Origin of the sequence: Cytobacillus oceanisediminis (genome assembly GCF_004366035.1) — a bacterium.
In the GTDB taxonomy this organism is placed as follows: domain Bacteria; phylum Bacillota; class Bacilli; order Bacillales; family Cytobacillaceae; genus Cytobacillus; species Cytobacillus oceanisediminis_C.
This window is the reverse complement of the sequence record NZ_SOEE01000006.1, coordinates 228,251-247,579: the sequence shown is the minus strand read 5'-3', so window position 1 is coordinate 247,579 and position 19,329 is coordinate 228,251. Positions and strand designations below refer to the sequence as shown.

The following is a 19,329-nucleotide window of genomic DNA, read 5'->3' as shown; positions in this document are numbered from 1 at the left end:
TTACGTTTATGTTGCAGGTTTTTAAATTAACATCGCTTAAGGTTTATCAGGCATATTTTAAAATATATCTTACATCTCACACAATAAAGAAAGCACACCACCTATTGGGGTATTGTGCCATTATCTTTTAATTATTCAACCGTCACAGCCAGTTCCCTGATTAATAGAGATGGCGAACCAATGTAGCCTGTGGCCATGAACCCCATCGAAAATTCCAGATCTGAGCCGATGGCTTCAATATTGTTCAATAGCTCATAGAAGTTTCCGGCAATCGTCATTTGGTTTACTGCATTTTGCACTTCTCCCTCTCTGACATAATAGCCATTAGCCGCAATGGAGAAGTCCCCTGATACGGTATTGGCACCTGAATGGAGGCCGGATAATTCGGTTATGATTATACCCTCTGAGAGAGATGACAACAGCTCGGCATAGCTTTGATCAGATGGAATAACATGAAGGTTCGTTGGAGCTACCGTTAAAGCGCCCTTATAAGAAGCCTTGTAGGCATTGCCCGTAGATTCCACACCATCTTTTTGAGCTGTTTTGCAGTTATGCATCAAGGTAACAAGCCTGCCGTCTTTCACAATAACTTTTCTGGCAGTGGCGACCCCTTCGCTGTCAAAATTTGAGCTTAGCAGACCTTCCTCTAAAAATGGATCATCTACTAAATTCAGTGACGCTGCAGCAATGATTTTACCTGTTTTGTCTTTTAAAGCCGATTGCCCTTTTTGGGTATTTTCCGCTGAGAAGATAGGGATGTATGTCTGAAGCAGGGCGCTGGCAGCATCATTTCTCAATAATACAGGATATTTCTTGCTTTCTGCACTTCTGGCATTAAGCTGAGATAATGCTTCTTCTGCTGCATGCATGGCAATTTCCTCAGGATTCAAGATGGAAAAGTCTCTCGTAAACTTAGAGTATTCACCATTTTTCACTAGATCTCCCTGCTTAACGATAACGGATACATAAATGCCTGCATGATTTTTCTTTTCACTGAGATTCAGGCCCTTGCTGTTGAGAAGAACCCTTTCCGTTTCACTGCTGCTCAGCATGAAGTAATCTGTTCCGGTTACCCGCTCATCATATGCATAGAGGTGCTTTTCTATTTCCTTAAGCAAATTTATTTTTTCAGGGATCGTAACTTCAGCAAGACTACTTGAATAATAGCTTCCTTCCTCATACCTTTCGCTGCCGGCAAAGATTTCTTCCTGTACTTCGTCTTCAATAAATTGAGAGTTTTCCTTCGCATTCTCGATCAGAAAAGACAAGGATTCCTCATCCAGTTTCTCCGTAAAAGCATAGCCCATTCTGCCTTCGTAAAGGCCTCGGAAGGAGGTTCCGAATACTTCGGAGGTATCGTAGGAGTCAATTTCCCCTTTGTAAAGCTCGCAGGCGAATTTTTCCTCTCTCTCATAATAAAGCTCCATATCTGTAAAACCCTGCTGCTCGCCAATATGAAATAGCTTTTCCTTAAATTCCTGCAGATTCATATCATTCGCCCCCCTTTGTTCCGCCAACAGTCATTTCGCTTACACGGATCATCGGCTGGCCAACATTGACAGGGATGCTTCCGCTTTGTGAACCGCACATGCCTGCTCCATGGTCCAAATTATTCCCCACCATATCAACCAGCTGGAGAGTTTTCGGTCCATTCCCTATTAAAGTAGCACCTTTTAACGGTTTGCCGATTTTTCCATCTTTCACAAGATATGCTTCCATGACGGCAAAATTATAATCACCAGTTGTTGTATTGACCTGGCCGCCGCCCATGTATTTTGTATAAATTCCGTACTCTGTTTTTGAAATGATTTCTTCAGGAGTGGATTTGCCGTTAGCAATATACGTATTGGTCATCCTCGAAGTCGGTGCAAAGCGGTAGGACTGCCGTCTTCCCGACCCTGTCGACTCCATGCCCATTCTGCGGCCGCCGAATTTATCAATCAAGTAACCTTTTAAAATCCCATTTTCAATCAGCACATTTTTACGGGCTTTTTCTCCTTCATCATCTATCGTTATCGATCCCCACTCATTGGCAAGCGTCCCGTCATCGATGTATGTAACGACATCTGAGGCCACTTTTTCGCCGATCCGGTTTGCAAAAACGGAGTTTTCCTTCGCCACAGATGTAGCTTCAAGGCCATGTCCACATGCTTCATGGAAAATAACGCCGCCGAATTCATTATCGATGATGACAGGAAATTTTCCGCTCGGGCATGGCTCTGCCCCAAGCATCGTAACCGCGATGCGGGAAGCTTCATTGGCATAATGCTCAAGATTCAGATTTTCCATGAATTCAAAGCCTTTATGAGCTCCAGGTCCATAAAATCCTGGCTGCATTTGGTTTCCTTCTGCAGCAATCGACTGAATGGCAAGACGGCTTCGCACCCGGCGGTCTTCTACAAATTTACCTTCCGAGTTGGCAATCAGCACATTCTGTTCTTCATCCAAATACCTGACCGTAACCTGCTGAATGCTGCTGTGATAGTTTTTCGCAATTTCATATGCCTTTTTCATCACATCTACTTTGCGAAGCTTCTCCACTTCGCGCGGATTCAGAGATATAGGATGTGCTGCCGGAATAATTTCCTTTTGCAGCTGTGCAGGCTGAATGATTTTCTCTCCTCTGACTGCTTGGGCAGCATTGCCCGCAGCTTTCAGCAAACCTTCCTTTGATCCATCCGTTGTGTATGCATAAACACTCTGCAGCCCCTTAAACACGCGAATGCCTATTCCATAATCCCTGCCAGATAAGCTGTTTTCAATTTTCCCGCCCTGAAGTGCGAGGTTATTCGTAAAACGATCCTCAACAAATACTTCCGCAAAATCCCCGCCAGTGGCCAGGGCTGCTGTAATTACATCATTAATGACTGATTGTGAAAGCATAAAAACACTCCCTCTTTCTAACTTTTCAAACTATTCTAATCATACCGTACTGATCTTTATTTTAGTATGATTTTTTCCTTTTTTGACCAATAAGGAGGATGATTATGCATCGGTCTGGAGACTTAAATGGGGTTATTTGCAAGTTTGGATTTCTATTTGCACAGGGGCTTTGTCTATTTGCAGGTTTACCTATTGATTTGCAAGTTCTGATGCTCTATTTGCTCATTCTGGTGCTCTATTTGCAGTCCACTTATTGATTTGCAAGTTCAACTGATTTATTTGCAATTTCACTTCTTTATTTGCAAGTTCAGCCGCTTTATTTGCAAAGCTGTTTTTCACAAAAAAAAGCGCCACATTCATGGCACTTTCTTTATAGGACCCCGGAAAACAGCCGGGCGAAGGATTCCTTCGATCTTTCCGCCAATCCGCGTTTATAATACTGGACAGGGCTTATCTTTTCGCTTTCTTCCAGATCCTCCTCATATTGGGCGACAAGGTCACGGATGGAGCTTGCACCGTATAGGAAGACGTTGACTTCAAAATTCAAATGGAAACTGCGCATATCCATGTTCGCAGTTCCTATTGAAGCCAGGATTCCGTCAACGATAATGATCTTCTGATGCAAGAAGCCTTTTTTATAGGAATATATCTCGACGCCATATCGAAGCAGTTCAGCAAAATAGGACCGGCTTGCGTATTGTGTCAGGAAGCTGTCATTGATCTCTGGGACCAGGATGCGCACTTCCACTCCTTTAGCCGCAGCCACCCTTAATGCAGTACGAATGGATTCATCGGGGACAAAATAAGGAGTGGCAATCCAAATGGATCTGGTCGCGCAGGATATCATTGAATAATATAAATCACTCATAATTCCCTGCTGAGTGTCGGGACCGCTGGCCACTACCTGCACCGCACCATCGAGCACATCATCATCTATCGGATATTTTACATTTCTGTATTCCTCCAGCACATCTTCCTTGCTTACATATTCCCAGTCCAAGAGAAAGACCGTATGCAGCGTGTACACAGCCTCCCCCTTCAGGAGCATATGAGTATCCCGCCAGAATCCGATTTTTTCATTTTCGCCCAGGTATTCAACGCCCACATTCAATCCGCCCACAAAGCCTACCTTTCCATCTATTACAACTATCTTGCGATGGTTTCTGAAGTTGAATTTCTGATTGAAAAAACCGTACTTCAGCGGAGAAAATGGCCTTACCTTAATACCTGCATCCTCCATGGACTGCAAATCCTCCAGGGTAATCCCCATGCTGCCTGCCGCATCAAAAATAAACAGCACTTCCACACCCTGCCTGGCTTTATCCATCAAGATATTGATGATTTCCTTGCCAAGTCTGTCAGAGCGGAAAATATAATACTCCATATGAATAAACTCTTCTGCCTCACGCAGCTTATTCTTGATTTCATTAAATGTCTCCTCGCCATTTTTAAGGATTTTGGCCCGTGAATTGGTGCTTAGCGGGGTCAATGCCACATTATTGGCGAATTTTGCAAAGCAGTGCTGGCTGTCCTGCAGGAATGATATATCAGGCGTGTCTTCTCTTTTCATCAGCCTTTTCCATTCATCCCTGTCTCTGCTTCTTTTGCTTTTAAACAGATAGCCTTTCAAATAAAGCTGCCCGGAAAACAAATAAAACAGATAGCCGGCAACCGGAAAAAACACCAGCACATACATCCACAGCAAGGTCTGGTTAGGACTGCGATTCTCGAGCATCAAGGAATAGCCGCTGATAAAAATAACAGCTGCATAAAGCAGGACAGCACCGATTTTTATTGGCAGGCCGGCATCCGTAAAAAACATCGTATACACTGATGCAATCAGGATAAAAACAAATAGGGATTCAACTCTTCTTTTTTTCATAGCCCACTTCTCCAAATCTAAAAAGGTTACAATATGTATGTATCCTTATACCCTTTTTGAAGCCCTATAGAAACCAGGCAATCTTAGCTTTTCCCATTTTCAGGAGAAGAAAGCATGATACGGAAAAAAAGAAGAGCCTTGCCGATAACGCAAAACTCCACGGTTATTGCCCGCCTCCAGTATAATGATTATCACCCATCGTATAATTCGTGCTTTCCCCCGGTTTATCACTTGGGCTAATTCCTTTTTGCATCGTATTATTTATCTTTTTCCTTCTTCGGTCGATCCAATAAGCGAAAGCCAGAGTCGCGATAATTAACCCAAACAGCACTCCCATTCTGCATCCCCCTTTTTATATGTATATTCAATATGAGTAAACCATTGCTTACATTCGGGGCGGAAATCTTTTTTCCTTTTTAAAAAGAGAGCTATTCTTCATAGCTCCCTCTTAAAATTATTTCCTCATATTCTCCTGGTCCTTCAAACGGTTTTGCTGATCCGGCTTACGCTCCTGATCCTTTAATGACTGTTCTTGTTTCTGCCCGGAATTCTGCCCTTTTACAATATCTTTTAAGTCCTTGCTGTTTTCCTGAGACATTCAAATCCCTCCTGTACTTTTTTTATCCTGTTCCCTAATACAATCAGAAAAAAACTTTTCTTAGAAAAATGTTAAAGGAGTTTGTCCTGTTAACTAGAATCTAAGTGTTAGGAAAAAATAAAGGAGTGTCCAGGATGGAAATTAGGCTTCTGCGTCCAGATGATGCTGAAATCTACAAAGAGATAAGATTAGAAGGATTAAAAATGAATCCGGAAGCATTTGGTTCAAGTTATGAAGAGGAAGCCGGCAGGCCTCCTGAAGTATATGGAGAAAGATTTAAGGCAGATAACTCCTTTCACTTCGGCGCATTTGAAAATGGAAAACTTATAGGTGTAGTCAGTTTAGTACGGGAGACCGGATTGAAAGTGAATCATCGAACCAATATTTATGCGATGTACGTTACAGAGTCCGGTCGTCAGAACGGCGTTGGCAAGGGCCTGGTCGGCAAAGCGTTGGAAAAAGCCCGCTCATGGGACGGGGTTGAACAAATCCACCTGGCTGTAATGTCTGAAAATATCCCTGCTAAAAAGCTTTATGCTTCTTTCGGCTTCGAGGTTTACGGAAAGGAGAGGCACGCGCTGAAGATTGATGGAAAGTACTATGATGAAGACCTGATGGCACTGTTTTTATCATAAAATAAGGCAGCTTCCTGTTTTAGGGGCTGCCTTATTATCATTGATATTTCTTTACAATTTCCTGCAGCTTCAGGGCAAGCCCCATTTTGCCGTCTACTTTCAGGCTGCCTGTCATAAATGCCATGGTCGTGTTGAGATCATCTTTTAATAACTTAGAAAAGTTTTTCTCTGACAGTCCTAATGTTACTTCAGGCTCATGTGGAGCACCATCTTCCACTATGACTTTTCCCTCCTTTAATAAAATCTGAATAGGGCCGCTTTCTTCAAGGTCCACCTGAAATACCCGATTTTTCTCATCCTTGATATGTACCGGATCAGCGTTCATTTTATCTGCCAGCTGGTTTAATTCATCTTTAACTGCCATGGTAGGTTCCTCCTTCTTTAATGAATGCCTCCATAAATTATATTTCAACAAACAAACATACATTCCTGCTGATAAATGAATCACTATTCATTTCCTGTCAGAAGAATAGCACCTTACTGACAAGGTGCTATTCTCGCATATCCTATTTACTTTTCCCTTTTTCCTTTTAAGTCAACACCAATGGCAGCACCATTACGGCTTGAATCTGCCACACCTTTGAAAATTCCTTTGTCACGGTCGATCAAAATACTTTGGACGTTTCCAATCGTGGTCGGACTCGGACCGAATCTATGCCCCATCCCTTTAAGCCTATTAATAACTTCTGAAGGAATGCCCTCTTCATAGCGGTAGGAATTCAGGCTATTTGTATAGATTCGAGGTTCTTCTACCGCTGCTTTTAGCTCCATATCATATTCAATGGCATAAAGGATCGTCTGCAGCACTGATGTAATAATCGTTGGGCCTCCTGGTGAACCCACTGTCAGAACAGGTTCTCCATCTTCAAAGACAATCGTCGGTGTCATCGAGCTTAAAGGCCGCTTGTTAGGCTGGACTTCATTTGCCCCGCCTGGTACTGCATCAAAATCTGTCAGCTCATTATTCAGCATCAGCCCATAGCCTGGAACCATGATTCCTGTTCCGAATACCTGTTCAATCGTTGTGGTATAAGAGACAACATTTCCCCATCTGTCCGTTACGGAAAAATGGGTAGTCTCACCGTATTGGCGGTCGTTCGGCTGTTCAGCTGCTTCATAATTGGCTTCACTGTTCTCATATTTCCAAGGATCTCCCGCTTCCGGGCTTGGATTCACTTCATTCAGGCTGATCAGTTCCTGGCGCTCCTTAATATAATCAGGGTGAAGGAGCCCATTGACCGGGACATTTACAAACTCAGGATCCCCTGCATATACGGCGCGGTCTGCATAGGCAAGATGCATGGTCTCAGCAAGCAGGTGATATTTCTCCCAGGATTTTAAATCATATTGTGATAGATTAAAATCATCCAAAATCTTCAGCATCTGCAGCAAAAAGACTCCTCCAGAGCTTGGAGGCGGCATGCTCGCAATTTCATATCCCTGGTAATCTCCCCAAATAGGCTCGTCAATAGTCACATCATATCCCGCAAGGTCTTCAGGTGTCATCGATCCGCCAAAATCCTGCACCACACCAGCAAGAGCTTCTGCCATTTTCCCATTATAAAAAGCGTCCGTCCCGCCAGCACGTATCATCTTCAGGGTTTTTGCAAGATCCTTCTGTACTAGAAGGTCCCCTTCTTCAAGAGGTTCACCATTAGGCAAAAACACTTTTCCGGCAGCCGTTCTGCCAAGCTTGTCCTGATTATCGGCAATCGCATCGGCTAATACAGATTCTATCGGAAATCCTTTGTCTGCAAGCTTAATTGCAGGGCTGATCAGCTGCTGCATAGGGCGTGTTCCCCATTTTTCAAGAGCCGTTTCCAATCCTTTTAATGTGCCTGGCACACCGACTGCCGTACCGCCAGTTGAACGCTCCGCAAATGGAATCGGCTTTCCGTTTTCATCCAGGAACATATCTGGTGCGGCACCTGCTGGAGCGCGCTCACGACTGTTAATAATGGTGGTTTCTTTCGTTTTGCCATCATAGACCATCATGAAACCACCCCCGCCAATGCCGGACATCATTGGTTCCACAACATTAAGGGCGAATTGGACTGCGACAGCCGCATCGATAGCATTACCGCCCTTTTTCAAGACATCTGCCCCAATTTTTGATGCCAGCGGATGGGCTGAAGCCACCATTCCGTCCTTGCCTACATCAACCTGGCTATACCCGCCATAGCCATCATCAGGCTTCGGCTTTTTTGCCTGCCCTGTTAAAGGCATGGTTCCGGCAACTAGTAAAATACTTAAAAGCATTAGGACACTAGCTTTCAAAACTCTTCTCATATTCATCCTCCTTCAGTTATGTTCTACACGTCTAACTTAAGAGGAAGGAAAAGGATTATCAAGAAATAAGAGTTAATATTCTGAAAGTTAAAACTATTTTACTAGATTATGTAATACAAGCTAGGAAGATATGAGGAGTTAATTTTTTAAATGTGAGAGTTTCTTTAACTCTGCAATCCCCAGTTCTACAGAGGTTTCAACATATCCGACAATCTGCTGAAATGTAAACACTTCAAGGGGCTTCTCAGCATCCTTTTTATCGTATTCAAAATCGTTTAAAACAAATGGAAGAAATAAGTTGACTTGTTCGGAAGAAATTTCATCTAAGTCTGGCAGGTTCCTGTCATTCCTCTCAAATTTCACAGGGCCGTAATGTTCAGACAGCTTTGCATTACACAGGCTAAAATCATTATGATAACGGGTAAAGACCTCGTCATCTTTTTCCATTCTGTTTTTCAGCCAGGGAAGATAGAAGCCTGTCAGCCAGACATGGTCTGCAATTAAGTGAGTGTAATAACCGAGGATGTAAGGTGAATGGCTGATGCTCCTGTATTTATCAAGGAAGCTCTTATAATCTATTCTTCGCGTGTAAGCATCCGTATCCCCTTTATAAAAATGGGAAAGATCTTTGGGAGAAACAGCGTCAGGCGCTATTCCCCCCAGTAAAAAAGTCCTCTATTTTCATTCTGGATGCAATTTCATTGTTGATTATGCTATGCATCACTCTGGAACCCATTCTTCTCCCCCTATTTACCAGGGCAGACCTGTACCGTATTTCTTTGCCCTGGCTTCACTGTCCTTTCTCCGTTTTTTGCGAATTTCCGCACGTTCTTTTGCTGATTCATATAAGCTCTTTTCTTCATCTGTCTCAGGAACAACCGTCGGCACCGGGGTCGGCTTTCCATTCTCGTCAACCGCAACCATTGTCAAAAAGGACATAGCACACACATTTCGGTCCCCGGTCAGCAGGTCTTCTGCAATTACTTTTACGAAGATCTCCATCGATGTCCGGCCTGTATAGGTCACAAAGGCCTCCAGGCAGACTGAGTTGCCTTCATAAACCGGATGAAGAAAGTCAACAGAATCTGTAGAAGCGGTTACGACATTTCTTCTCCCGTGCCTCATCGCCGCGATGGCTGCCACATCATCAATATAAGCCATTAGCTTGCCGCCGAATAGTGTTCCGTATGTATTCGTGTCTGGCGGAAGCACGATGCTTGTTTTTACCGTAAAAGATTCTCTGCATGTTTTGGTTTCATTCATGTTGTTCCCTCCTGTTTTAGTAAAGCATATCAAAAGCTGTTGGCTAATAAAAATAATTTGGATAGATAGTAAAAAAACATTGCCAAAAATATCCTCTTCATCATATAATCTTATTGACCAGCGTTCAATAAGAAAGGTGATTCCATGAGTCCAAGAAAATCAGCCCATGACGAACTAACAAAAGAAGCAATTATTTCTGTAGCACGTAACCTGTTTGTTCAGGAAGGATATGCCGCAGCATCCATGAGAAAAATTGCGGACACCCTTCAGTGCAGCCATGGTGCTATCTATTATCATTTCAAAAATAAGGCTCATTTATTTTATGAAATTATTGAAGCCGATTTTCAAAAACTCGATCAAGTTCTCGACAGTGTCCTGAGGGAATCTGCAGAAAACAACGAACACAAGCTTTTCAGCATTTTTTACCGTTATATACAATTTGGCCTGACCCATCAAAAGCATTATGAGCTGATGTTTTTAATTCATGATGATGATGTGAAAGGCTATCTAAATGAAGGACCAAATAAAAGCTACCTGCATTTTGCGCAAGCGGTTAATTCACTCGCTCCAAAATCTCTCTCCATAAAGGATATTTGGTCTGTTTTTCTAAGTTTGCATGGCTTTGTCACACATTATTGCAGGACGGAAACAACATTTGAAGAAGTGAAGGAACTCGCCTCTTCACATGCCCAATTTTTAATAAAAGCAACTTGTTAAAGAAATGTTATCGCATCGCATTTCTTTCATTTTTCTTCTCAATTGAACAGTGGTCAATTAAATGAAAAGGATGATAAAAAATGATAAAGACAGCTGCAGTATTAGGAGCAACAGGCGGAATGGGCTATGCTTTGACAGAGGCATTATGCCGCAGAAATATTAAAACTATCGCTTTTGCAAGGTCTGAAGAAAACCTGCTTAACTTCAAAAAAAGCTGGGGACAAAATGCTGTTATCCATTCTGGTGATGCCTTGAATCCAGATGATGTTGAGGAAGCAGTGTCCGAAGCAGATGCTGTTTTTCATGCCATCAATATCCCTTATCCGGGCTGGGATCCCACACTCTCAATTATCTTAAATAATATCCTGCAGGCTTGCAGCAAACATCATAAGCCTTTTGTATATACTGATAATATATACTCCTATGGTCTTCAATCCAGCCCTGCAAACGAAATTTCTCCCAAGAATCCGCACACAAAAAAAGGCAAGCTTCGCCAAACCTTAATTGAGGCGATAAAAAACTCAGGTGTGCCATACATCATTGCCCACTTCCCTGACTTTTACGGCCCTCATACAGGAAACACACTCCTACACTATACTCTAAGCCAGATTATTGAAAAGAATAAGGGTATGTTTGTCGGCAAAACCAATATACCGAGAGAATTCATTTTCATTAAAGATGGAGCAGAAGCATTAGCCGAGCTTGCCTTGAATGAAAACTCATACGGTGAAGCCTGGAATATCCCTGGAGCAGGAACCATTACCGGAGAAGAAATAGCCAGTATTGTTTCTCAGCATCTTAGCAGAGGCGTTACCTTCAGACCTGTCCATAAATGGATGATTCGTGCCATCGGTGTTTTTGATCCCATGATGAGGGAATATACAGAATTGATGTATTTGAATCAGACGCCTGTTATATTGGATGGCAGTAAATATGAAGCGAGAATTGGCACTCTCCCTAAAACACCATACGAGGCTGGGATTAAAGTGACACTGGATCATATATTGAACGAAAGGAATGCCGCATTCTAACGGCATTCCTTTATTTAAAGAATGAGTTCTTCTTTTTTCCCCTTAGGATATCACCCATCCAGCCTTTTTTAACAAGCATAATATAGAGGGCTGCTGTAGAAGCAATAATAATGATAATGGAGAATAAATAACCGTACTTCCATTCCAGTTCGGGCATAATTTTGAAGTTCATGCCCCAGAGCGCTCCCCAGGTTGCGATCGGAGTCATAAGGGTGGTAATGACCGTGAGCGTCTTCACGATTTCGTTTCCCCGGTGCATGGATACCATTTCTTCGAAATTAACCAGATCATCAATTTCCTGCTGATACTCCCGGACCAGCGTATATCCCCTTTCAATTCGCTTGCAGGTTCTTTTAAATTCAGTTCCTTCTGTAACACCTTCACCAAACGTTTCTTCGACTCCAAGCCTGATTTCCTTAACTGGAATCATGATATTTTTCCAAACGAGGATCTGGTGACGGAGCTCATAAATTTCCTCCAGGCGGTTAATATTGTTTTTCTCTTTTATTTTCCATAACAGCTCATTTAACCGTACTTCAAACTTATCAATCTTCTGGATGTTATCACTTAGAACCTCGCCCAAAATAACGAAAAATCCATCTATCGCACTATGAGTATCATCCATTTTTTTCAAAAGTATAGAATTATCAGACTGAATGACAGACGAATCAAAGCTGACGGTGATGAGAAACTCCCTTGTCAGAAAATAGTGAAACAAACTATTTTCATGCTGCTCCTTTGTTTTCTGCTGATAAATGAGCGAACCGCTAATAAATTCCTTATCGCGGACTGAAGTATCAATTTTCATTACATTTGTTTTATTCTCGGACGTATTCTTGGCCCATTCCTTTAAGACATCTTTATAGTCGCCAGCCTTCTGGTAATCTATTTCCTCCAAATGATCGTAGCGGAACCAGTTCCAGTTATCTTCGCTATATTCTTTTTCCATCCCCATCTACCTTCCTGACATCGTATCCTTTTTATATTTAATACATAATTCCCTTCTTTCCGCCTGAATAAAACCATTCATAAGGTGTAAATATTTCTAGCACTGGAAACAATGTAATAAATACTAAATGTTTGCATTTAATTATGCCGGGTAAATATAGAACAAGAAATACAAATCAAATTGGTTAAAGGAGGAGCATAATCATGGATTCTCGTCCATTAAATCCATATCTGTTAGCAGGCGTTGGCATTACGAGCATATTATTATTGGCAAGCAAAAACAATCGAAATAAAGTTCAGTCTCTTGCAGTTAAAATGAAGGGCATGCTTCCTGACCGCTTCCTAAATGATACAGTGCCATCAGAAAAGCTTGGCCATCTGGACCCGCATAATATTGAAGATAATAAGATGGTTGACGAAGGTGCCATGTATTCAGTGAATTACTATAACGAAACCGTACAGCAATGACCTAAGGACTGGCTTCCTTAGGTTTTTTACATAATTTTAAATTTTTGGAGGAAGCAAGATGGGTGTTCTATTCATCCTGATTTATTTGGGAATCGTTTTGGCTGTTATCGAAATTAATACGCTGATTTTTACATACACAGGGCTTGATAGGAATATTGCAAGATTCCAGGTTATCAGCATGCTTACAGGAACGGGATTTACTACAGGTGAATCGGAGCTGATTATTGACCATCCAATCCGCAGGAGAGTTGGCGCTTTTTTAATTTTGTTTGGGGCATTCTCATTGGCGGTGATCATATCAGCCATAAGCAACCTTCTTTCAGATGCATTCTATACGGCCAAGATTTCTATTGCAGCCGGTGTCCTTATAATCATTATTTTTCTATTAAAAATGCCAAAGGTTAAAGATTATCTTTCAGAGAAACTGGAGCATGAACTCGAAGAACATTTTGATTTTCGCGATCTCCCGATAAGAGAAGCACTGCTCACGGATGATACTGATCATGTCTTGGACTATACCATCAATGAATCATGCGATTTCATTGATAAAGAATTAAGGGAATTGATTGAAGAAGACGAAGATATCAATGTGCTGTATATCCAAAGAGGTGAAATAAAGATCAGAAAGGACCGGCTTGTTACGGACCTCCAAGAGGGTGATCATATTATCCTGTACGGAGATGAACAAACGATTGAGAGCAAATTCGGGAAAAAAATTGAGGAAAAAGAATAAAGCATCTGCCCATACAGGAGATGCTTTCTCATTTTCAGTTAAACTGCTTGGCTGGCGAAAGATAGAGTGTCAGGCCAATTTTTCTGCATACTGTTACATAATGCATCATGGCCAGGAGGACAGCTCCCATATTCATGCCCATTATAATCCCGTCCATCTGCAGGCTGTGCATCGAACCAAGCACGAACATGGCTGTAAATGAAACAACGGTTGACCAGACTGAATGATAGAACGCATCTTTCATCAGACCCAGGCCGATTAAATAGGCCTGCATCGGAATAATGAAAAAGTGGAGCAGAAAAAATGGCCACAGCAGCTGCAAATACACGGCTGCATCTGTGGAGTGGAAAAACACCTCGGTCAGCGGCCGTGCAAAAAAATAGAATAAAATGACCGATGGAATCCCGTATAAAAAGGTGACAAAGAATACCTGCTGAAGAAGTCTCCGAAGTTCCTCCAGATTTTCATCCGCATATTCTTTAGAGACTGTCGGAATCAGCATGATTAAAAACGAATGGGCAATGAAGGATGGAAAAAAACCAATCGTCATGGCCACACCAGCAAGCATTCCAAAATGTTCTGTTGCAATTTCTCCCGGCACTCCTGCCTTTAAAAGCGCCCCCTTAATCAAGAATGGCTGAACAGCATGTGTCAGGGCATGGAAAACTCTCAAAGCAGTCGTCGGCACTGAGACAGAGATTAGGTTCTGCCTCACACTTCTTCCGCTTACAAACTCAGATGGCTCTTTTTTAATGCGCTGATACTGGATAATAAACATGTTCAGCAAATAGAGAAAAACAACAATCTCACTTCCTACAAACGTACAAAATGCAATAAAAACTGCTGTATTGACATCAAATTGAAAGGCCTGATAAAGAACCACGAGCAGCAGAAGCTGAACGGATTTGCGCAGAAAATTGGAGGCTGCAATTTTCCCCATCTGATGCTTCCCCATGAAAAAGCCTCTGGCAATCGAGGAAAATGACACGATTGGGATGAACCCAATCACCACCCACCTCAGCAGCGGGTGGTACTCATTAAAGACACTGACAACTGGAATGATTGCCGCTGCAATCGGAACCAACACCGCTGTAAAGATAATGGTCAGCTTGATGACATGATGGAGCATGCTGAGATGAAACCTTTTATCCTTTTCAGCTATGAACTTGGAAATAGAGATCGGAAGCTCAAAACTAGCCAGCAGCACTATCAAAAATATGGTCGGCAAAATCGACATGTACATGCCCAGTCCCCTCTCCCCAAGTTCCCGGGCGAGCACCATATTCACCACAAACTCTATACATTCGCTTGCAAAAGCAGCCAGTGCAAGCAATATGACTCCTTTGAAGAATTTACTCATTACGCCTCTCCTTATATAATGCAGATTCTAATATAAGATATGAGACATGCCCCGTAAATATATTGCCCTTTTGGAACTTTTAAGAAAATTAATATAACGAAAAGGAGGGCTGGCTATATGCCGCCCTCCTTTCAACTAAAATACAAAAATATGTGCAATCAGTACAATAACAGGTAAAGTAATAACCGTTCTTTCAATAAAAATGACGAATAAATCCAAAAAGCTCAGCGGAATGTTTGAACGCAGGATCAGGATCCCGATTTCAGACATGTATACTAATTGTGTTAATGACAGGCCAGCAACGACAAATCTTGTCAGCTCGCTCTCAATCCCGCTTCCGATGACGGCCGGAAGGAACATATCAGCAAAGCCAACAAGCATGGTTTGTGCTGCTGCTCCTGCTTCCGGCAATTGCATAAACTCCAAAACAGGAATGAGCGGGTATGAAATAAACTCAAATGCAGGCGTGTATTCCGCAATGATCAGGGCTGCTGCTCCCAGGCTCATAACAAGCGGAATCAGGCCCATCCAAATATCCAAAACGGTTTCAATGCCATTGGTTAATAGCTTTTTGGGACCTGGGGCATTCCTGGCTTTATCAATTGCCTGCTCCAATCCCCATTTCAATTTCGAAACCCCTTCTGGAATGGTTTCATCAATCTGCTGTCCTACTGGCTCATAATAAGTATCCGGCTTCCGGGATAATGGCGGAATTCTTGGCATAATCAATGCTGCCACGACACATGCAGCAGATACGGTTAAGTAAAAAGGGATGAATAAATGGCCAAGGCCAACCACATTCGCAACGACAAGGCTGAAAGCAACAGATGCAATCGAAAAGGTTGTTGCAATGACCGCCGCTTCTCTTTTTGTGTAAAACCCTTCATCATATTGCTTCGTTGTAACTAAAACACCTACTGTTCCGGCACCCATCCAGGAAGCAAGGCAATCGATGGAGGACCGTCCGGGAAGTGTAAAAAATGGCCTCATAAACTTTTGGACAAGTGCCCCAATGAACTCCATTAATCCAAATTCAACTAAAAGCGGCAGAAGGATGCCGGCAAACAGGAACCACGTAAGCAAAACGGGAGCCAGGTCGTAAAGTACCACCCCGCCTGTATTCCGTGACCAGATAAATTCAGGCCCGACCTCAAACAAAGTCATGATTCCTACTGCAAATCCAAGGATTCTCATGGTTAATCCAAAAATGCCGGTATCAAATAATCCTTTTAAAAACTTATTATCCAGTATAAATGCCGGTTTTGCTGCTTTTGTCAGGGTGGAAAAAATAACCGATATTCCTAAAATGAAAATGATAATGGCAGGCATCTGTTCACTGAACGCATTGCCTAATAGTGATGCTAAAATCCCAACACCAATCGTTACGTCTCCCTGAAATTTAACTGGAACCAGAAATAGGAGCGACCCAATTAATGATGGAATGATAAATTTCCAATACTCTCCTGTGGCAGCCTGGGGCTTAATCCTTGTCTCAGCTTTCATTCTTATACCTCCTTATGAATTGAAAACAACTGCTTCATGCTCTGAAAGTGCTTCTTCCAATACTTTCAGTCCCTGGTCGATTTGCTCTTTTGTCACGATAAGCGGCGGAATCATCCGAATCACTTCCCCCAAATTTCCGCAGAGATAGAAGAGGACGCCTTTATCAAGCGAAGAGTTCAGAATATCCATTACCGCTTTTCCATCCGGTTTTCCGGTTTGCGGATCGATTATTTCAATGCCAATCATCAGTCCCAGCCCTCTGACACTGCCAATTGAAGGATGTTCGGACTTTAAATTCTGTAATTTCTTAAATGCATACTCTCCCATTTGCTTTGCGTTTTCCAAAAGATTCTCCGTTTTTAGTACTTCAAGAGAAGCCAAAGCAGCAGAGCAGGCAATCGGATTTCCGCCGAAGGTTGTTCCATGAGCACCCAGCGGCCATTTTTCCATCAGTTCCTTTGAAGCTGCAGTTGCGCTTAACGGAAGTCCGGCCGCGATTCCTTTTGCAATCGCCATGATGTCCGGCACAACATCAAAAGCCTGAGCGGCAAACCATTCTCCAGTACGCCCAAAGCCGGTTTGGACTTCATCAAATATCAGCAGGATTCCATGCCGATCACAGATTTCCCTGATCTTCTGCATCCATTTCTTAGGAGGAATGATATAGCCTCCTTCTCCTAGAACCGGTTCAATGATCATGCAGGCAACCTCTTCAGGGTCCACCTGATGCTTGAACAGTGTTTCAGCATCCTTTTCCAGTTTTCTAGGGAAGTATACCTCAGGGTCTTCACCATAAGGGCAATCCCGCTCATCCGCATATGGAAGCTGATAGGTCAGCCATGACGGCTGCTGAAACTTGCGGTATTTGCTCTTCGAAGTTGATACACTGAGTGCCCCCATCGACCTTCCATGGAAACAGCCTGTGAAGGAGACAACATAGGGTCTCCGCGTAACATACTTTGCAAGCTTAATAGCTCCTTCGATTGCCTCAGTCCCGCTGTTCGCAAAGAAAAAGCAATCCAGATTTCCCGGGGTAATTCTTCCAAGCTCATCTGCGAGCCGCAAAATCGATTCATAGATAATAACGCCTGACGGACCGTGCACCAACTGGTCTGCACTGTCTTTAATGGCCTGTACAACCTTTGGATGGCGATGTCCGACATTTTCCACTGCGATGCCTGATGTAAAATCCAAATACTCTTTTCCGTCGACTCCATAGTAATAACAGCCTTCCGCCTTGACCACCGGCAAATTCGGGTGGTCCTTTGCCATGCTTGGCGCCAATAAGTTTGAAATGTTTCCGACAAGATGACTCCAATTTTCTCCGTTCATACTTTTCCCTCCTGAATCCTGCATTAGATGGTAAATGCCATGTTTGCTCTGCTTTTCTTTAATGCAATATTCATGCCAAAGTATGTATTAACAATCATATTTTTTTAATTTTCTTACTACTGAAGGCTGACTGATCCCCAAGGCGCCCGCTATTTCAGTAGTGGTTCGGTAACGCTTCCTTGCATTGATTAATACTTTTTTCTCTACATCTTCCAATATAGCCGGAAGAGACTGTCCCTGATAATCTATAAAACTATCTTTTTTACCTTGCATAAGGTATTCATAAGGCAGGTCCTCTTTCGTGATCATCAGGCTTGTGCTTGTCACGATAAGCCGCTCCATCAGGTTTTCAAGTTCTCTTACGTTTCCCTTCCATTCCAGCTGCAGCAAGTGATCGACCAGGGATCTTTCCATCTGCCTTTCCCGATTATGCCGTTTGGAGATAGAGTGGCGAAAATAATGAATCAGCGCAAACAAATCCTCTTTCCTCTCCCTTAAAGGCGGTATCTTCAGTGGCACCACGTTCAGCCGGAAGAACAAGTCCTGCCTGAAATCCTTGGATTCAACTGCTTTTTCGAGATCCTTATTTGTAGCCGTAAGGAGCCGAAAGTCTGCGTGGACAGGCTTTGTTCCCCCCACTCTATAAAACTGCTTGTCTTGTATGAATTTCAGCAGCTTTGCCTGCAGATGGGCTGAAAGTTCGCCAATTTCATCAAGAAATAGCGTGCCTCCTTTTGCCATTTCAGCAAATCCCATTTTGCCTTTACTTTTTGCCCCGGTAAAGGCACCGCCTTCATACCCGAAAAACTCAGATTCAAAGATGGATTCCGGAATGGCACTGCAGTTTACTTCTATGAATGGTCCCTCTTTTCGCGTACTGTTTTGATGAATCCATTTGGCGAGAGCCGATTTTCCGACACCTGATTCACCAAGGAGCAGGACTGTGACATCTACATCCCGGATTCTTCTGATGGTTTCGGCTATATTTCTCATCGCCAGACTGTCAGCTATCATGCCATCCATTTTGATGCTCTTATTGCGCAGGAGATCCAGCTCGCTCTTCACCCTGGCCATTTCTTCTTCGACACTGTTCAGATATTCTTTTATAACAAGAAGCTCTGAAACATCGTAGGAATAGCTGACAATATGTTCGATTTGTCCAGTTTCATTGAATACGGGAATACCCGTAACCAGAATCTTTTTGCCTGAGCCGGCTTTTTGCACCAGAATGACTTTTTTCTTTTTCTTTAACACTTCAGGAGTAATCGCAGGCTTGAAGACCCCTTTTCTTTCCAGATCATAAACAGATTCGCCAAGGAGAGATTCCGGTTCAACGCCGTAATGGCTGCCGCTGCCTTTACTGACTTTTATAATTATGCCGTCTGAATTGGTTACCATAATGTCTTCTTCCATTGAAGATATGACTTCTTTGTCATTATTCCAGTCCATGAAAAAGCTGTTCATTTGGGTCCTCCGAAAAAATTATTCAATATTGAATAGCGTTTCTTCTTTAGAAAGATCTTAATTAATAAAAGAAATCTAATAAAATTATTCAGATTTAAATAATTATTCAAATTTGTATATTACTATACATGAAATAGATGAAAACTGGAAGGTTTATTTGAATTAAATTTATATTAATTCGATAAAATGCATAAATAAAGGCTAACTGATTTGTTAGCCTTCA

Annotated in this window: 20 protein-coding genes; 6 read left to right on the top strand and 14 right to left on the bottom strand. The window is 42.5% G+C overall.

Annotated elements, in window-relative coordinates:
- Nucleotides 1–131: 131 nt before the first annotated feature.
- Nucleotides 132–1,490 carry a TldD/PmbA family protein gene (locus DFO72_RS16705; RefSeq protein WP_113883082.1) on the bottom strand — a complete coding sequence of 453 codons (1,359 nt, stop codon included), beginning with the start codon at nucleotides 1,488–1,490 and terminating at the stop codon, nucleotides 132–134.
- Nucleotide 1,491: 1 nt separating this feature from the next.
- Nucleotides 1,492–2,883, bottom strand: a complete 1,392-nt coding sequence (locus DFO72_RS16700) for a TldD/PmbA family protein (RefSeq protein ID WP_113883081.1) — start codon at nucleotides 2,881–2,883, stop codon at nucleotides 1,492–1,494.
- Nucleotides 2,884–2,987: 104 nt separating this feature from the next.
- Between DFO72_RS16700 and DFO72_RS29560 the strand changes: the two genes are divergently transcribed.
- A complete protein-coding gene (locus DFO72_RS29560; protein WP_166672511.1) occupies nucleotides 2,988–3,140 on the top strand; it encodes a hypothetical protein in 153 nt (50 codons plus the stop codon).
- A gap of 113 nt (nucleotides 3,141–3,253) precedes the next feature.
- Here the strand turns inward: DFO72_RS29560 and cls are convergent, their stop codons facing one another.
- The 3 genes from cls to DFO72_RS29550 all read right to left on the bottom strand — a co-directional run bounded on the left by cls (nucleotide 3,254) and on the right by DFO72_RS29550 (nucleotide 5,363).
- The gene (gene cls, locus DFO72_RS16695) at nucleotides 3,254–4,765 is read right to left on the bottom strand and encodes a cardiolipin synthase (RefSeq protein ID WP_113883080.1); all 1,512 of its coding nucleotides are present in this window, start codon (nucleotides 4,763–4,765) and stop codon (nucleotides 3,254–3,256) included.
- Between the two features lie 163 nt (nucleotides 4,766–4,928).
- Nucleotides 4,929–5,102 (bottom strand): hypothetical protein, encoded by a 174-nt coding sequence (locus tag DFO72_RS29555; protein ID WP_166672510.1) that lies wholly within the window; start codon nucleotides 5,100–5,102, stop codon nucleotides 4,929–4,931.
- A gap of 117 nt (nucleotides 5,103–5,219) precedes the next feature.
- The gene (locus DFO72_RS29550) at nucleotides 5,220–5,363 is read right to left on the bottom strand and encodes a hypothetical protein (RefSeq protein ID WP_166672509.1); all 144 of its coding nucleotides are present in this window, start codon (nucleotides 5,361–5,363) and stop codon (nucleotides 5,220–5,222) included.
- A 134-nt stretch (nucleotides 5,364–5,497) separates the two neighbouring features.
- Here DFO72_RS29550 and DFO72_RS16690 point away from each other — a divergent pair, with 134 nt between their 5' ends.
- Nucleotides 5,498–5,998, top strand: a complete 501-nt coding sequence (locus DFO72_RS16690; RefSeq protein ID WP_113883079.1) for a GNAT family N-acetyltransferase — start codon at nucleotides 5,498–5,500, stop codon at nucleotides 5,996–5,998.
- A gap of 37 nt (nucleotides 5,999–6,035) precedes the next feature.
- Here DFO72_RS16690 and DFO72_RS16685 read toward each other — a convergent pair whose 3' ends face one another.
- The 4 genes from DFO72_RS16685 to DFO72_RS16670 form a co-directional block, all read right to left on the bottom strand.
- Nucleotides 6,036–6,362, bottom strand: a complete 327-nt coding sequence (locus DFO72_RS16685; RefSeq protein WP_113883078.1) for an SCP2 sterol-binding domain-containing protein — start codon at nucleotides 6,360–6,362, stop codon at nucleotides 6,036–6,038.
- 146 nt (nucleotides 6,363–6,508) lie between these two features.
- Complete coding sequence (gene ggt / locus DFO72_RS16680) at nucleotides 6,509–8,287, bottom strand: gamma-glutamyltransferase (RefSeq protein WP_113883077.1); 1,779 nt, start codon at nucleotides 8,285–8,287, stop codon at nucleotides 6,509–6,511.
- A 138-nt stretch (nucleotides 8,288–8,425) separates the two neighbouring features.
- On the bottom strand, nucleotides 8,426–8,734 hold the full coding sequence (locus tag DFO72_RS30585) for a hypothetical protein (RefSeq protein ID WP_309472964.1): 309 nt from the start codon (nucleotides 8,732–8,734) through the stop codon (nucleotides 8,426–8,428).
- A gap of 303 nt (nucleotides 8,735–9,037) precedes the next feature.
- Entirely contained in the window at nucleotides 9,038–9,550 is a 513-nt protein-coding gene (locus DFO72_RS16670; protein WP_113883076.1) for an acyl-CoA thioesterase, read from the bottom strand.
- Between the two features lie 144 nt (nucleotides 9,551–9,694).
- On the opposite strand from DFO72_RS16670, the gene DFO72_RS16665 reads away from it, so the two are divergent.
- Both DFO72_RS16665 and DFO72_RS16660 read left to right on the top strand, forming a co-directional pair.
- Nucleotides 9,695–10,267 carry a TetR/AcrR family transcriptional regulator gene (locus DFO72_RS16665; RefSeq protein ID WP_113883075.1) on the top strand — a complete coding sequence of 191 codons (573 nt, stop codon included), beginning with the start codon at nucleotides 9,695–9,697 and terminating at the stop codon, nucleotides 10,265–10,267.
- 80 nt (nucleotides 10,268–10,347) lie between these two features.
- Nucleotides 10,348–11,298 (top strand): SDR family NAD(P)-dependent oxidoreductase, encoded by a 951-nt coding sequence (locus tag DFO72_RS16660; protein WP_113883074.1) that lies wholly within the window; start codon nucleotides 10,348–10,350, stop codon nucleotides 11,296–11,298.
- Between the two features lie 10 nt (nucleotides 11,299–11,308).
- Here DFO72_RS16660 and DFO72_RS16655 read toward each other — a convergent pair whose 3' ends face one another.
- Nucleotides 11,309–12,247: a magnesium transporter CorA family protein gene (locus DFO72_RS16655; protein WP_113883232.1), complete on the bottom strand. Its 939-nt coding sequence runs from the start codon at nucleotides 12,245–12,247 to the stop codon at nucleotides 11,309–11,311.
- 203 nt (nucleotides 12,248–12,450) lie between these two features.
- Between DFO72_RS16655 and DFO72_RS16650 the strand changes: the two genes are divergently transcribed.
- Entirely contained in the window at nucleotides 12,451–12,714 is a 264-nt protein-coding gene (locus DFO72_RS16650) for a hypothetical protein (RefSeq protein ID WP_113883073.1), read from the top strand.
- 58 nt (nucleotides 12,715–12,772) lie between these two features.
- Nucleotides 12,773–13,447 carry a TrkA C-terminal domain-containing protein gene (locus tag DFO72_RS16645; RefSeq protein ID WP_113883072.1) on the top strand — a complete coding sequence of 225 codons (675 nt, stop codon included), beginning with the start codon at nucleotides 12,773–12,775 and terminating at the stop codon, nucleotides 13,445–13,447.
- Nucleotides 13,448–13,481: 34 nt separating this feature from the next.
- On the opposite strand, the gene DFO72_RS16640 is transcribed toward DFO72_RS16645, so the two are convergent.
- The 4 genes from DFO72_RS16640 to DFO72_RS16625 form a co-directional block, all read right to left on the bottom strand.
- Complete coding sequence (locus tag DFO72_RS16640) at nucleotides 13,482–14,807, bottom strand: polysaccharide biosynthesis protein (protein WP_113883071.1); 1,326 nt, start codon at nucleotides 14,805–14,807, stop codon at nucleotides 13,482–13,484.
- A 135-nt stretch (nucleotides 14,808–14,942) separates the two neighbouring features.
- Nucleotides 14,943–16,310 carry a YjiH family protein gene (locus DFO72_RS16635; RefSeq protein WP_113883070.1) on the bottom strand — a complete coding sequence of 456 codons (1,368 nt, stop codon included), beginning with the start codon at nucleotides 16,308–16,310 and terminating at the stop codon, nucleotides 14,943–14,945.
- A gap of 12 nt (nucleotides 16,311–16,322) precedes the next feature.
- Nucleotides 16,323–17,642, bottom strand: coding sequence for an aspartate aminotransferase family protein (locus DFO72_RS16630; protein WP_113883069.1), 1,320 nt, complete (start codon nucleotides 17,640–17,642; stop codon nucleotides 16,323–16,325).
- Nucleotides 17,643–17,729: 87 nt separating this feature from the next.
- On the bottom strand, nucleotides 17,730–19,106 hold the full coding sequence (locus DFO72_RS16625; RefSeq protein ID WP_113883068.1) for a sigma-54 interaction domain-containing protein: 1,377 nt from the start codon (nucleotides 19,104–19,106) through the stop codon (nucleotides 17,730–17,732).
- Nucleotides 19,107–19,329: the final 223 nt, after the last annotated feature.